This window comes from Bradyrhizobium sp. ORS 375 (genome assembly GCF_000239775.1).
GTDB lineage: Bacteria > Pseudomonadota > Alphaproteobacteria > Rhizobiales > Xanthobacteraceae > Bradyrhizobium.
In genome coordinates, this window is sequence record NZ_CAFI01000114.1 from 1 (window position 1) to 13998 (window position 13998).

The following is a 13998-nucleotide window of genomic DNA, read 5'->3' on the forward strand; positions in this document are numbered from 1 at the left end:
TGCACCCGGCCTTCCCTGCGCCTCTCGCTATCGAGGGGCGATTAACTGGCAAAGCTCGGACGCCAACAGGCGCCGCGGGACCGTCGGCACTTGTCCGCACATGCGCCGCCTCAATCGGAGCGAGATGCACCCTTCGACGTCATTGCGAGCGAAGCGAAGCAATCCAGACTTTCTCCGCGTCGGCAGCCTGGATTGCTTCGTCGCTTCGCTCCTCGCAATGACGGCGTGCGCTGGAGCAAATGGGGAGCTTCCGCGACACCGGATCGGCCTCAACTCCCCCGATTCGGAACCACCTTCCCCCCTCCCGACCAACTGCCATACCCCTCCCCCCTTCCTTGGCCCCCGCTTTGGCGCTAAATGCACTGCACAAGCCGCCCCGAGGTGGCCATTTCAGCATTCCCAAAACGCGCGCAACGTCGCCCTATTCGAGAGAAACGTCTCATCATGACCCGTATCGACGCCCATGGACTGAAGATCGCCCCGGTTTTGTTCGACTTCATCGCCAAGGAGGCGGCGCCCAAGACGGGAATCGATCCGGACGCGTTCTGGGCCGGCGTGGCCGCGATCCTGCGCGACCTCGCGCCGAAGAACCGCGCGCTGCTCTCGCTCCGCGACACGCTGCAGGACAAGATCGACGCCTGGCACCTCGCCAACAAGGGCAAGGCCTTCGACCTCGGCGCCTACACGGCGTTCCTGAAGGAGATCGGCTACCTCTTGCCGGAGCCGGCGACCCACAAGGTCGAGACCGCCAATGTCGACGAGGAAATCGGCAAGATCTGCGGACCGCAGCTGGTGGTGCCGCTGACCAACGCCCGCTACGCCCTGAACGCCGCCAACGCGCGCTGGGGCTCGCTGTACGACGCCTTCTATGGCACCGACGCCATCCCGCATGATCCGAGCGAAGCGGGCAAGGGCTACAACAAGGCCAGGGGCGACAAGGTGATCGCCAAGGCCAAGGCGTTCCTCGACGCCGCCGCGACGCTCGCGACCGGCAGCCACACCGACGTCACCGCCTACAGCGTCATCGCCGGCCAGCTCTCCGCCAAGCTGAAGAGCGGCAATGCCACCGCGCTGAAGAACGCCGACCAGTTCGCCGGCTACCAGGGCGCGGCGGAGGCGCCCAGCGTGATCCTGCTCGCCAACAACGGCCTGCACATCGAGGTCGTGATCGACCGCAGCCACGTCATCGGCAAGGACGATCCGGCCGGCGTCTCCGACATGATCCTCGAAGCCGCGGTCTCGACCATCCTCGACATGGAGGACTCGGTCGCCGCTGTCGACGCCGAGGACAAGGTGCTGGTCTACCGCAACACGCTCGGCCTGATGAACGGCACGCTGTCGGCCGATTTCGAGAAGGGCGGCAAGACACTGACGCGCGCTCTGAACAACGACCGCAGCTACACCACGCCGTCCGGCGGCACCCTCACTTTGCACGGCCGCAGCCTGCTGCTGATCCGCAACTGCGGACACCACATGTTCACCGACGCCGTGCTCGACTCCGAAGGCAAGGAGGTGCCGGAAGGCATTCTCGATGCCGCCGTCACCGGCCTGCTCGCGATCCATGACCTCAAGGGCAACTCCAAGGTCAAGAACAGCCGCACCGGGTCGATCTACATCGTCAAGCCGAAGATGCACGGCCCGGACGAGGTCGCGCTGACGGTCGAGCTGTTCGCGCGCGTCGAGAAGATGCTCGGCCTGCCGGAGAACAGCATGAAGGTCGGCATCATGGACGAGGAGCGCCGCACCACGGTCAACCTCAAGGCCTGCATCCAGCAGGCGTCGAAGCGCATCGTGTTCATCAACACCGGCTTCCTCGACCGCACCGGCGACGAGATCCACACCTCGATGGAAGCGGGCCCGATGATCCGCAAGAACGAGATGAAGGCGCAGCCCTGGATCAAAGCGTACGAAGACTGGAACGTCGACATGGGGCTGATCGACGGTCTCCCCGGCCACGCCCAGATCGGCAAGGGCATGTGGGCGGCGCCGGACAAGATGGCCGACATGCTGGCGCAGAAGATCGGCCACCCCTCGGCCGGCGCGACCACCGCCTGGGTGCCGTCGCCGACGGCGGCCACGCTGCACGCCCTGCACTATCACCAGGTCAACGTGAAGGCCCGCCAGGACGAGCTCACCAAGGGCGGCCCGCGCGCCAAGCTCGGCGACATCCTCACCATCCCCGTGTCGAACTCGAACTGGGCGCCGGACGACGTCCGCCAGGAGATCGACAACAACTGCCAGGGCATCCTCGGCTACGTCGTGCGCTGGATCGACCAGGGCGTCGGCTGCTCCAAGGTGCCTGATATCCACGATGTCGGCCTGATGGAGGACCGCGCCACGTTGCGCATCTCCAGCCAGCATCTCGCCAACTGGCTGCACCATGGCGTCGTCAGCAAGGACCAGGTGATGGACTCGCTGAAGCGCATGGCCGTCGTGGTCGACAAGCAGAATGCCGGCGACCCGCTGTATCAGCCCATGGCGCCGTCGTTCGACGGCGTCGCCTTCAAGGCGGCCTGTGATCTCGTGTTCGAAGGCCGGACCCAGCCGAACGGCTACACCGAATACATCCTGACCGCGCGGCGGCGCGAAGCCAAAGCAGGCGAGAAGGCAAAGGCCTGACAACGAAAAGCCCCGGCGATCGGCCGGGGCTTTTTTATTCCAATGAAGGTACCATGATCCGGATCATATCACCGCGATGTACCTCAGCAGCGAGATCACGCCGAGCACGATGACCACGACGCGGCAGATCTGCTTGGCCCGGCCGTCGAGCGGCAGCAGGTTGATCAGATACAGGATCAGAATGACGACGAGGAAGGTGACGAGAGCACTGACGATCATGGCGAACCCCTCTGCTGCGCGTGGACTGCGCTGACTGGCGACCTAACCCGCTCGAGAAAGGTTGGTTCCGTGAGCGGAACCGGGGAAGGAAGCCTCTCCCGCCCGTAATTCTACTGATCAATGGAACGCCCGAATATTTACCGTTGCCCGGGAAAATCGCTGAGCTTTCAGACTCGAGAGACCGCCATGCTGAACCGCCTGACCATTTCCTCGCTGTTGAAGACGGTGATCGTGACGGCCGCCCTCGCCGTGATCGCCCTGTTTTCGCTGAACGCCTGGAGCTCGTGGAGCCGGCTGCAATCGGCCCAGCGGATCGCGCGGGTGGCGGAGGTGTCGGGCGTCGTGTTCAAGGCGATGAACAGCATGCGCAGCGACCGCTCGACCACGATCCGCGTGCTGAATGCAGACCAGGCGATGGATGCGGACACCGAGAAGTTCCTGCGCGGAGCGCGCGACATCTACGTGCCGGCGCTCAATCGCGCCCTCGACATGCTGAAGGACATCGAGTTTGCGCAGGCGCCGACGCTGATCGCCGAGCTCGACCGGCTCAACAAGACCATCACGGCGGAGCACACCGAGTTCTGGACCGACATCGTCAAGCCGAAGGCAGCCCGCCGCGCCGGCCTGCCGAAGGAATATGGCGAGACGTTCGATGCGCTGTTGGCGCTGCTCGACAAGATCTCGGGCCATATCGCCGCCAGCGTCAATCACCAGAGCGCGACCGTCGATCAGTTGCTGATGGTCAAGCAGATGGCCTGGCTGATGCGCAACACCGCGGGCGAAGCCTCGCTCATCATCAGCAATGGACTGACCGCAGGCAAGGTCTCCCCGGAGGCGGTGCTGGCCTACAACAAACTGGTGGGAGGCATCGACACCGCCTGGAAGGCGGTGCAGCTCGCCACCTCCGGCATGGACGTGCCGCCAGCGCTGTCGGCCGCCATGACGAGCACGGAGAAAGCCTATTTCACGCCGGAATATGCCGGCTTGCGCGAGCGTCTGCTGGCGGCGCTGCAGAAGGGCGACAAGCCCGAGCTCACGGCGTACCAGTGGAGCCCGTTCTCGGTGAACAAGATGACCAGCGCGGTCGCGCTGGCCGAGGCGGCGCTCGACGCTGCCAAGGAGCATTCCAGCGATCAGCAGCGCACGGCGATGGAGTCGCTGACGCTGCAGCTCGTGCTGCTGCTCGCCGCTGTCGTCCTGAGCGGCGCGGCAATTGGCGCGGTGAGCGGCCGGGTGATCCGGCCGCTGCACCGGATGCGCGATGCGATGCTGGCCGTCGCCGGCGGAGACCTCAGCATCGATACCGGCTACACGCAGCGGCAGGACGAGATCGGTGCGCTGGCCAGCGCGCTCGAAACGTTCAAGCAGCAGGCGCAGGACAAGCTCGCGATCGAGGCCCAGGAGCGCGAGCGCAACGCGGCGACTGCAGCGCGGCAGCGCGCGATCGAAAGCTATGTTGCCGAGTTCGAAGAGCTGGTGCGCGGCTCGCTGGAGCAGCTCGGCCGCGCCTCCACCGACATGCAGGCGACGTCGGCGGGCCTGACCAACGTCTCGCGGCAGACCAATGCCCGCGCCGAAGTCGCCTCGAAGGCCTCGAACGATGCCTCGATGAGCGTGCAGACGGTGGCCTCCGCGGCCGAGGAGCTGAACGCCTCGATCGCCGACATCTCCAAGCAGGCCTCGCATGCCGCCGGGATCGCCAGCCGCGCCGTGGAGCAGGCGCGCATGACCGACGGCACCGTGCAGGGCCTGTCGCAATCGGCCAACCGGATCGGCGAGGTCGTCGGGCTGATCAACAGCATCGCCTCGCAGACCAACCTGCTGGCGCTCAACGCCACCATCGAGGCGGCCCGCGCCGGCGAGGCCGGCAAGGGCTTCGCCGTCGTCGCGTCGGAGGTCAAGACGCTGGCGAGCCAGACCGCCAAGGCGACCGACGAGATCTCCGAGCAGATCGCCGACATCCAGCGCGTCGCCAACGACGCGATCGACGCCATCCAGCGCATCGGCGGCATCATCGGCGAGGTCAACGAGGTCGCCACTGCGATCGCCGCCGCCGTGCAGCAGCAGGGCGCGGCGACGCAGGAGATTTCACGCAGCACACAGTTTGCGGCCGACGGCACCAGGAACGTGTCCGACAACATCACCGGCGTGAAGTCGGACGCCGACGCCGCCGCGGCCGCCGCCGAGAATGTGCGCAACGCCTCAGAGACGCTGGAGAATCAGAGCAGGAGCCTCGGCCATCAGGTCACGGACTTCCTCGGCAAGATCCGCGCGGCCTGACGGCCGCGCGACATCATTCCGACGCCATCACCGGCGCGCGCTCGTACTTTGCCCGCAGCGCGGCGGGCGCCGGCGAGAAGTTGAGCTCGGCGCTCTTGCGCCCGGCACTGCGGTTGGCGACCTTCAGACCGTCCTCGCTGGCGACCACGTCGCCCTTGCGCAGGGTCGGGTCGTTGTCGATCGAGATCTTGGCCAGGCCGAAATGGTCCTTGCCATTGCAGGTGCAGTTGTCGACCACCTCGGTGCGATACTTGAATGCGTTCGGCAACGCCGAATACGACTTGCCGCCTTCCGTCTCGGCATTGTCGATCGAGCTGCCATAGACGACCTCGGTCTTGGACGCCGGGCAGAAGCTGTTGCACGCCGCTTCCTTGCTCTGGTCGCCGGTCGCGCCGAGCGGGAAGTAGCGCCCGTCACAGCTGCGGACGCACCAGGCGACGCTGCTGCTGCCGCCACTGCGGTAGCTGACATCGCCGCGCGGGGCCGGCCGCGGCGCGGGCGGCGCCTCGTCCGCGAACGGCATGCGGATGTAGGGCTGCGGCGCGTGGCGCTGCGGCGCGTTGAAGCCGCCGAACAGCGCGGAAAAGAAATCCTGCGCACGCGCCGTAGTCGGCCCTGCCAGCGCGCCGGCGCCGACCACGGTTGCGAGCGAGATGATGGCAAGTGCCCTTCGGCCGGTCATGAACGCACTCCCCGATCAGTTGACGGCGGCGACGGGCAGCGTCATCGCCTGCCGCCCGGACGGCAGCGACGTCACGCGGGACGCGCGGCCGGTGCTCGCCTGCAGCGACGCATTCTTCGGCAGGACCACGACCTTGGTGCCGACCTGCACCCGGCTGAACAGGTCGGAGACGTCCTCATTGGTCAGGCGGATGCAGCCGGAGGATACGAACTTGCCGATCGTGGTCGGATCGTTGGTGCCATGGATGCGGTACTCGCTGGAGCCCAGATACATCGCGCGTGCGCCGAGCGGATTGCCCGGGCCGCCGGCCATGAAGCGAGGCAGATAGGGCTGGCGGGCGATCATCTGCGCCGGCGGATGCCAATCCGGCCATTCGGCCTTGCGCGATACCGTCTGCACGCCCGCCCAGGTGAAGCCCTCGCGGCCAACGCCGACGCCGTAACGCAGCGCGCGGCCGCCGCCGAGCACGTAGTACAAATAGGTGTTGCCGGTATCGATGATGATCGTGCCCGGCGCCTCACGCGTATCAAGATTGACGACCGTGCGGCGCAGCCGGTCCGGCAATTGGCTGTCCTCGTCCGGCACGGTCGTATCATCCGGCGGAAATGCCTGCTGATCGACCGGCGCATATCCCAGGCTCTGCGCGTGCGCCGGCATGATCGCCGGCGCGAGAACGAGCGTGGCGGCGATGGCGATCATCGATGCCGTCCGCTGCAGCAGGCAGCGCGGGCCGGAAACGAGCTGTGTCATGGGATGCCCCTGTCGAATGAGCACCGCGGTGCGATGCGTGATTGCCTCCTCAAACGCGAGATAGGTCGACGTAGTTCCGGCTCCAACGTAGCACCATGCGTCAGTCAAGCGCGGTCGCTCTCACGTTCGCGCGACGGAACCCGCAGCGGCCTGAGAGGTTGTCGAGCGAGCTGCGCGGAAAACACTGCGTCGGGGACATCATGGTGCGTGTACTTCCCACCGAGCGACTGCTCGGGAGCGGCAATGACGGTTCGGCTCTCGACGAGAGCCACCAAGAGCTCCCGCCGGTGATCAAGCGCGCCGAGGTCGTCGCGATCACACTCGTCATTCTCGCCGTGATCTGCATGACTGGCGTGCTCTATGTCGCCAGGGGATTCCTTCTTCCCATCGTGATGGCCTTCGTCGTCGGCACCATGCTGTCGCCGGCGGCCAACTTCCTGGAGCGGTACCGCGTACCGCGCGGTGTCGGCGCGGTGCTCATCGTGATCGCCGTCGCGGCGGGGCTCGCCTTCATCATCGGACTGATCTCGGCGCCGGTGCTGGACTGGACCAACCGGCTTCCGGAGCTCGCCACGCAGCTCAAGGCCAAGCTGCACGTGTTCGACCGGCCGCTGGCGCTCTGGCACGAGATGCAGACCGCGATCGGCGGCGGTAGCGCCCCGACCTCCACGAGTCTCGAACTGCCCAAGTTCGACTGGGTGCAGCCAACGATCGAATTTCTTACCCCGACCTTCACCGAATTCCTGCTGTTCTTCGCCACGCTCGTCCTGTTCATCGCCAGCTGGCGGGATCTGCGGCGGACGCTGATCATGGTATTCGGCGACCACGAGGCGCGGCTGCGGACGCTGCGCATTCTCAACGAGCTCGAGCTGCATCTCGGCAACTATCTGCTGACCGTCACCCTCATCAACACCGGCGTCGGCATCGCGACCGGTCTGGCCTGCGCGGTCACCGGCATGCCCAATCCCGCCGGCCTTGGCGCGCTCGCGGCAACGTTGAACTTCATCCCGATCATCGGCCCCATCGCGATGTTCGTCGTGCTGGTGCTCGTCGGCGCGATCGCATTCCCGACCTTGAGCGGCGGCATGGCCGGACCGCTGATCTTCGCGGTGATCACCTTCATGGAAGGCCACTTCGTCACGCCCACGATCATCGGCAGGCGGCTCGCGCTCAACGCACTCGCAGTCTTCATCGCGCTGGCGTTCTGGACCTGGCTGTGGGGACCGATGGGCGCCTTCCTCGCCTCGCCATTGCTGATCGTCGGGTTGATCCTGAAGGAGCATCTGCTGCCGGACACTTCGCCGCAACTGCCGGGCGACTAATTCGGTTTCATCGAAGGAACTTCGTTCTCCGCGCCGCGTTTCCCGACGAGACGCACATCACCCTTGCTCCGGGAGCCTCCGATGCCACCGCCCGATGGTGAGACCGCCTTCAAAGATCTCACCGATAAAGCGAACTATGAACGCCTGCAGAAGGATGTCCACGCCGTGAAGAACGATATCGCAGCCCTCACCGACCAGATCACCGACGTCCTCAATGCCTTTGCCGGCCAGGCCGGCAAGCAGGCGCGCAGCGGCTATCGCCAGGCGCGCGACAACATGGACCAGACATTCGACGACATGTCGGAACGCGGCAGCGCCATGCTCGGCGCGGCTCAGGATGCTGCGAGCTCGCTGGAGGAGCGGCTCGAGGACGTGATCTCGCAGCGCCCGCTGGCGACGGTCGGCCTTGCGCTCGGCCTCGGCTTCCTGATCGGCGCGGCCTGGAAGCGCTGAGCCCGTCGCGAATAGCTTCAGCAGAAAGACGTAACGTATCGGCGCCGGTCTCGGCGCCGATTTGAGTTTCGGATCAGCCGACGAGCCGGGAGAACAGACATGCTTCAGCGAATGATCGCAGACGTCAAGGAATCGACAGGACACACGGTCCGCCTGACCTCGCTCGCGCTGGCAGCGGCGATCGGGTTGTTCGTGACCACCTGCTTCCTCTGCGCCGCCGCGTTCGTCGCGGTGTTCCAGCGCTATGGGCTGGTCGCGGCGTGTCTCACCGGCGCGGCCATCTTCTTCATCGTCACGCTGATCGCGGCCATCAGCTACATGGTCCGCAAACGTACGGTGGCAAAGCATGTGCCGCGGCCGACGGAGGCGGCCCGGTCTGCGGCGCAATCGCTGCTCGCCGATCCGATGCTGCTCGCGAGCGGCTTGCAGGTGGTGCGGATGATCGGAATGAAACGCCTGGTCCCGATTCTCGCCGTCGGCGGTTTGGCTCTGGGGCTCCTGGCCCGCAGCCAGATGTCCGGGGACGCCGAGCCCGCGGAGTAGCGGTCTCCGCTTCAGATCTGGCGCAGGATGCGCATCAGGTCACGCAACGGCCGGGCTGCAGCCGTTTGGCGATTTCCGTCAACACCGAGACGGAGGGCTCGCAGGCGACCGGATGCTTCGTCGCCCGGCGCTCGTTTTCCGTGCTGATGATCTGAGAACCCTGCGGCACGCCGCCCCTCCCCGCCGTAGGGCTGGGGGTCGTCAGCGGCAGCCGGAGCAGGAACGTGGTGTCGGCAAACGCAGCCAGCTTGATCGAGACGGTCTGCGTTGGTGCCGCATCCGCCACCACGCTCGCGCGATCGGACTTTGCCGCCCGGTTCACACTGATCGCGGTCATGGCCGCCGGGCCGCTGCTGGAGGCCACGCCTGACTGTTCGCTCGGAATACTGGGCGCTGCGAAGTTGGATGCGAGATCGTGGCCGGAGGCGAACTGCATCGCGCCCACCAGCATGGCCGACGCCGCGAGCGTGCCCAAAACGATGACTTTTCCAGTCTGCGACATGTCACTGCTCCCCTCGCCGGCAGGCGATCGGCATTTCAACGTAAGTCGCAGGAACTGGGTTCTCGGATGGGCAAATCACTTAACCGTGTATCAACCAAGGCGAACGCAGCGAAAAAAGTTCGGGGACATGGGAACGACTTTTGGCGTCGTGCGTCATCACGGCAGCCGGTTATTCCCCCTGCCCCATTGACCGGCGACGCGGGGCACCGCCGTGGTGATGCCGGCGGTGCCCCGCATCTTTTCTGCCTCTGCTGCGGAAAAGCGGTTCCCACGAGTTCCATCGCATTATAGTGCGATCGGCATGTCGACTTGGCGACGTGCCTTGAGTGGCCAGGGGCGGTCCAGTGAATAAGGTTGTTCGTCGGCCTTGCGGCCGCTTGCCTCGTCGTCATGGGGCCAGCCGTGGCTGACAGCGCCAAGGACAGTTGGAACAAAAGCATCGGCATCCGGCTGACGGCGCAGCGACGCTATCCGCCGCACGCGGGCAGCCAAGGCGGGACAACGAAGGTCCTCTTTCGCATCGATCGCTCGGGACGTCTGATCTCTGTAGCCCTGGTCGAAAGCACCGGCGACCCCGCCCTGGACAAAGAGGCGCTGACGATCGTAGAGCGCGCGCAACCATTTCCTCCGCCGCCTCCAGATCTGGATGACGACGGCATAGACCTGCGCGTTCCGTTCATCTTCCCGCCCAGGCCGCGTCGGCGATCCTGCAAGACCTGGCACCAGAGTCACCCGCAGTGACAGCGAAACTGAAAAGCATTTGCCGCGCCTGCTGATGCGGCCTCGCGGAAGAGCCATTAAAAACGGCGCGCTCCTCAGAGCGCGCCGAAAACAAACTAAACGATCAGATCTTTCAGGCGCCTCAAGCCGCCGGCTTCGGCATCCGGTTGCGCGAGTTGCGCTGGAAGAACAGCGCCTGGCTTGCGACGGCCGAGACCATGGCGGGCTGGAACGGCTTGGAGATCAGGAACGCAGGCTCCGGCCGCTCGCCGGTAAGGAACCGCTCCGGATAGGCCGTAATGAAGACGACGGGCACTTCGAATGTCCGCAGCAGCTCATTGACCGCATCGAGACCCGAGGAGCCGTCGGCGAGTTGAATGTCCGCCAGGATCAATCCAGGCTTCTTGTTCTTGGCGAGCGCAACGGCGTCGGCATGGGTGCGGGCGACGCCGATGACGTTATGACCGAGATTCTTCACCAAGCTCTCGAGGTCCATCGCGATGAAGGTCTCGTCCTCGATGATCAGCACATCGGTCGCGATCTCTGCCGCGAGCTCGCGGCCGGCCGCGTCAGCCAGCCGGCGCGTCTCCGCGACGTCGATGTCGAGGATGAATGACACTTCCTCTTCGGGAAAGCCTTCGAGGGACAGCAGCAGGAACGCCTGGCGCGGCAGCGGAGTGATGTTCGACAGGCGCCGCTCAGGCGGCATCGGCAGCGTGGCCACCTCGGCATCGTCGTTCAGCGCGACCGAGTTCCAGATCTGGGTGAACAGCCGGAACAGGCCGGCGCGCGGGCCATAGCGCTCGTCCAGCAGCGCCGGATCCTGGATCAGCGCTTCCAGCATCGCGCCGACATAGGCATCTCCGGAACCCTGGCTGCCGGTGAGGGCACGCGCATACCGGCGCAACAGCGGCAAATGTTCAGCAACTAGCTGTGATCGGCTCATCCCCACTCCATTCGGTATTCTGGGCTTCCGCCCGGGTTCCATGATGGGCTGATTACGCTCGAAACGAAGAAAAGTTCCCCAACGCGTGGAACTTTTATCGCGCGGTTGCATTAGTTCCCGATCAGACCCCCTCGATGGCGAGGATAATTCTTGAAGCTTCAGGGACTTAACTCTCGGGGAAACGTGGAAAAGGTCATGAAAGATGTAAAGTCTCAAGCCAGCAAGAATGCGGCACCGCGCAAGCCCGGCGGACTCAACGCGGAGATCCAGTCGAGGATCGGTCATCAACTTCGCGCGATGTACGACGACGTCGTGCGTCAGGGGGTGCCTGACCGGTTTGCAGAATTGGTTCGCAAGCTTGATGCACCGGCAGCACAGTCCCACGTGGAAAACGGCGGGGGATCCAACGACCAAAACGACGGGAGGGAGTGAATGCCTCTCACTGATTCCTTGCGGGACGATATCCTTGCGGCCGTCCCAAGCCTCCGCGCATTCGCGATTTCCTTAAGTGGTAACAGCGATCGCGCCGACGACCTGGTGCAGGAGACCCTGCTCAGAGCGTTGGCCAATATCGACTCGTTTCAACCGGGCTCCAACCTGCCCGCGTGGTTGTTTACGATTTTGAGAAATCTGTTTCGCTCCGACTACCGCAAACGCCGGCGCGAAGTTGAAGATGCCGAGGGCAACTACGCCAAGACGCTCAAGACGCATCCCTCACAGGGGGCGCATCTCGAGTTCGAGGAGTTCCGCGCCGCACTCGAGAAGCTGCCTCAGGATCAGCGCGAAGCCCTGATCCTGGTCGGCGCGTCCGGCTTCTCCTATGAGGATGCCGCTGCGATCTGCGGCTGCGCCGTGGGGACCATCAAGAGCCGCGTCAACCGCGCGCGCTCCAAGCTCGCGGCATTGCTCTATGTCGAGGGCGCCGAGGATTTCGGCCCGGACGAGACGGTGCGGGCGGTGATCGGCGGCAGCGGCGGCTGACGCCGCTGGTGCTTGTGAAACGTTGCAGAGGCGGCTCCTGGATGGGGCCGCCTCTTCGTGTCTCGTGCAAGTCGAATGAGCCCGCAGACGCGCGAGCGACTTATTTGGGCGGACGGATCGGGGCAGAAAACTGCTCGGTGCGATCGCGCTCGGTCATATCGATGACCGTCTCCATCGGTGCGGTCAGCTCATAGACATAGCTGCTTTCCGTGAAGAAGCGCTTCGATGTGCCGCCGAGCGCCTCCGGAGCGACCCGATCGAGCAGGATCAGGCCGAAGTCACTGTCGGGCCGACGCGTCGCCTCGCTGGTGTTGCGCTCCTCCCAGCGGAAATTGAACACCGCATTGGGCTCGTCGCCGGTCACCTCCCACTTTGCAGTGATGTGAGGATGCTTGCCGACCAGCGACAGCCCCTCGTCAGAGTGCGAGGCAAGCTCGAAGAACAGCAACGACAGGCTCTGCGCGGCGCGCGCGCTGACCGTGATATCCGGGCCGCTGACGGCGATCCGCTCGGCATGTGGAATGGCACGGGCCTCGAACAGGCCGCGCAACTGAACGCCCTGCCACTGGCTCTCGCTCAGCAGCGTGACCACGTTCGACATCGCATGGATGCGCCCGATCAGGAGCTCGCGCGCGACGTCGATGTCGCTGCCATGCCGAAGCGTGCGCGTCACGATGGATTGGATCACGGCAAGGATGTTCTTGACCCGATGGTTCAGCTCGTCGATCACAGCCGTCAGCCGACGCTCGAAGCCGATCCGCACCTGGATCTCACGTTTGAGACGGAGATTGTTGTAGGCAACATAGCCGAACAGGCCGCAGATGATGCCGGTCAGCGCAAGCCCGATGACGCCGACGATCGCCGCGGTCTGTTGCGCCCGCCGCACGGCGTTGCCCTTGGCGTAGTATACCAGGGACCAATCGTGATTGCCGAAAGCGACGGTGCGGGTTGACGACGGTGCCGTATCGTCAGGGCCACGTGTCCTGCTCGTCACCGCTCCCTGATCGTTCGCGACCAGTTCGTCCGACGCGTTCCGCGGATCCTTCAAGGCCACTGAGAACAGCGACAGATCGTCATTGGTCAGCAGCAACGGTCCGATCTCGTAGGAAAACGTGACGAAGCCTGCCGGTGCAGTCGCTCCCTGCGGGACCACAGGCGCTGCCAGCACGATCCCCACCGGTCCATTCGGACGCAACAGCGGTGTGGGGTCCGAGGCGACCGGCTTGCCCTCCGCCATCGCTCGCGCCAGCATCGGTCCGATGATCGGTTGACGATCGAGCGCGATCCCGGGAAGGCGCGAGGTTTCGGCATTGCGCGGCTCGAGGTCCATCAGAACGTCGATCGGGTGGTCGAGGTTCGGGCCCAGCGGTGTGTCGTCGTAATTGCGTATGGTCGGATTGGGGAAGCCGGCCTGGCGCAGCTCGGCTTGCGCGACCGGAAGCTCGTCGGGTCGCAGCCGGGCGATCCAGGACGCCACCAGGAAATCGGTCTTGAAGGCGTAGATCGATGACCGCAGCGGCTCCAGCATGTTGGCCTTGATCACGGAGGGAGCCCGGAACAGCCCGGAGGCGACCCGCGCCAGCAGCTCGCGCTCAGTCAGCCGGTCCTGGACGAGGCTGGCATGGACGTCGATGGCGCGCGCCAGCGCAATTCGGTCGAGCGCCAACTCCTGATCGTGAACGCGGTAGGCGGCCAAGCCGGACAGCGCCGTGCCGAACAGCGCGATCATACCGATGATGACACCCAGCCGGAGCACTCGTTTACTCTAAGATCAAGGGTTGGCGAAGGAGGTAACGAGTCATCCAATAACCGGGCCTGCTACTCAAGTAACGCGCACCTCGGGTGAGCGGAAGTGGTCGGAGCCATCAGCGGAAACGATCCCAGGATACCGGCGGTCGATCGGCCGCCGAGACGCCTCTAGCAAGGCGCACCCCGGCTGGAGGCAACACCGGGGATCAGAAGTTGTTCCGGCCCGTAAGGC

The 13998-nt window shown here is 65.1% G+C and carries 14 protein-coding genes; 8 read left to right on the top strand and 6 right to left on the bottom strand.

What is annotated here, in order from left to right:
• Window positions 1–444: 444 nt before the first annotated feature.
• On the top strand, window positions 445–2619 hold the full coding sequence (locus BRAO375_RS09945; protein ID WP_009027339.1) for a malate synthase G: 2175 nt from the start codon (window positions 445–447) through the stop codon (window positions 2617–2619).
• Window positions 2620–2682: 63 nt separating this feature from the next.
• Here BRAO375_RS09945 and BRAO375_RS36940 read toward each other — a convergent pair whose 3' ends face one another.
• The gene (locus tag BRAO375_RS36940; RefSeq protein WP_009027340.1) at window positions 2683–2838 is read right to left on the bottom strand and encodes a Thivi_2564 family membrane protein; all 156 of its coding nucleotides are present in this window, start codon (window positions 2836–2838) and stop codon (window positions 2683–2685) included.
• Window positions 2839–3024: 186 nt separating this feature from the next.
• On the opposite strand from BRAO375_RS36940, the gene BRAO375_RS09950 reads away from it, so the two are divergent.
• Window positions 3025–5118 (top strand): methyl-accepting chemotaxis protein, encoded by a 2094-nt coding sequence (locus BRAO375_RS09950; RefSeq protein ID WP_009027341.1) that lies wholly within the window; start codon window positions 3025–3027, stop codon window positions 5116–5118.
• A gap of 13 nt (window positions 5119–5131) precedes the next feature.
• Here BRAO375_RS09950 and BRAO375_RS09955 read toward each other — a convergent pair whose 3' ends face one another.
• The gene (locus tag BRAO375_RS09955; RefSeq protein ID WP_009027342.1) at window positions 5132–5800 is read right to left on the bottom strand and encodes a DUF2865 domain-containing protein; all 669 of its coding nucleotides are present in this window, start codon (window positions 5798–5800) and stop codon (window positions 5132–5134) included.
• Between the two features lie 15 nt (window positions 5801–5815).
• Entirely contained in the window at window positions 5816–6550 is a 735-nt protein-coding gene (locus BRAO375_RS09960) for a L,D-transpeptidase (protein ID WP_009027343.1), read from the bottom strand.
• Between the two features lie 203 nt (window positions 6551–6753).
• Here BRAO375_RS09960 and BRAO375_RS09965 point away from each other — a divergent pair, with 203 nt between their 5' ends.
• From BRAO375_RS09965 to BRAO375_RS09975, 3 genes are all read left to right on the top strand, one after another.
• A complete protein-coding gene (locus BRAO375_RS09965) occupies window positions 6754–7872 on the top strand; it encodes an AI-2E family transporter (protein ID WP_035639854.1) in 1119 nt (372 codons plus the stop codon).
• A gap of 81 nt (window positions 7873–7953) precedes the next feature.
• The gene (locus BRAO375_RS09970; RefSeq protein WP_009027345.1) at window positions 7954–8325 is read left to right on the top strand and encodes an ElaB/YgaM/YqjD family protein; all 372 of its coding nucleotides are present in this window, start codon (window positions 7954–7956) and stop codon (window positions 8323–8325) included.
• A gap of 99 nt (window positions 8326–8424) precedes the next feature.
• Complete coding sequence (locus tag BRAO375_RS09975) at window positions 8425–8868, top strand: hypothetical protein (RefSeq protein ID WP_009027346.1); 444 nt, start codon at window positions 8425–8427, stop codon at window positions 8866–8868.
• 34 nt (window positions 8869–8902) lie between these two features.
• Here BRAO375_RS09975 and BRAO375_RS09980 read toward each other — a convergent pair whose 3' ends face one another.
• Window positions 8903–9370, bottom strand: coding sequence for a hypothetical protein (locus BRAO375_RS09980; RefSeq protein ID WP_009027347.1), 468 nt, complete (start codon window positions 9368–9370; stop codon window positions 8903–8905).
• A gap of 402 nt (window positions 9371–9772) precedes the next feature.
• Here BRAO375_RS09980 and BRAO375_RS09985 point away from each other — a divergent pair, with 402 nt between their 5' ends.
• A complete protein-coding gene (locus BRAO375_RS09985) occupies window positions 9773–10111 on the top strand; it encodes a TonB family protein (protein WP_244423155.1) in 339 nt (112 codons plus the stop codon).
• A 121-nt stretch (window positions 10112–10232) separates the two neighbouring features.
• On the opposite strand, the gene BRAO375_RS09990 is transcribed toward BRAO375_RS09985, so the two are convergent.
• A complete protein-coding gene (locus BRAO375_RS09990; protein WP_009027349.1) occupies window positions 10233–11036 on the bottom strand; it encodes a response regulator in 804 nt (267 codons plus the stop codon).
• Window positions 11037–11231: 195 nt separating this feature from the next.
• Here BRAO375_RS09990 and BRAO375_RS09995 point away from each other — a divergent pair, with 195 nt between their 5' ends.
• Entirely contained in the window at window positions 11232–11468 is a 237-nt protein-coding gene (locus BRAO375_RS09995) for a NepR family anti-sigma factor (protein WP_008960445.1), read from the top strand.
• Entirely contained in the window at window positions 11469–12017 is a 549-nt protein-coding gene (locus tag BRAO375_RS10000) for a sigma-70 family RNA polymerase sigma factor (protein ID WP_006612137.1), read from the top strand.
• A gap of 100 nt (window positions 12018–12117) precedes the next feature.
• On the opposite strand, the gene BRAO375_RS10005 is transcribed toward BRAO375_RS10000, so the two are convergent.
• Entirely contained in the window at window positions 12118–13773 is a 1656-nt protein-coding gene (locus tag BRAO375_RS10005) for a CHASE domain-containing protein (protein ID WP_009027350.1), read from the bottom strand.
• Window positions 13774–13998 lie beyond the last annotated feature (225 nt).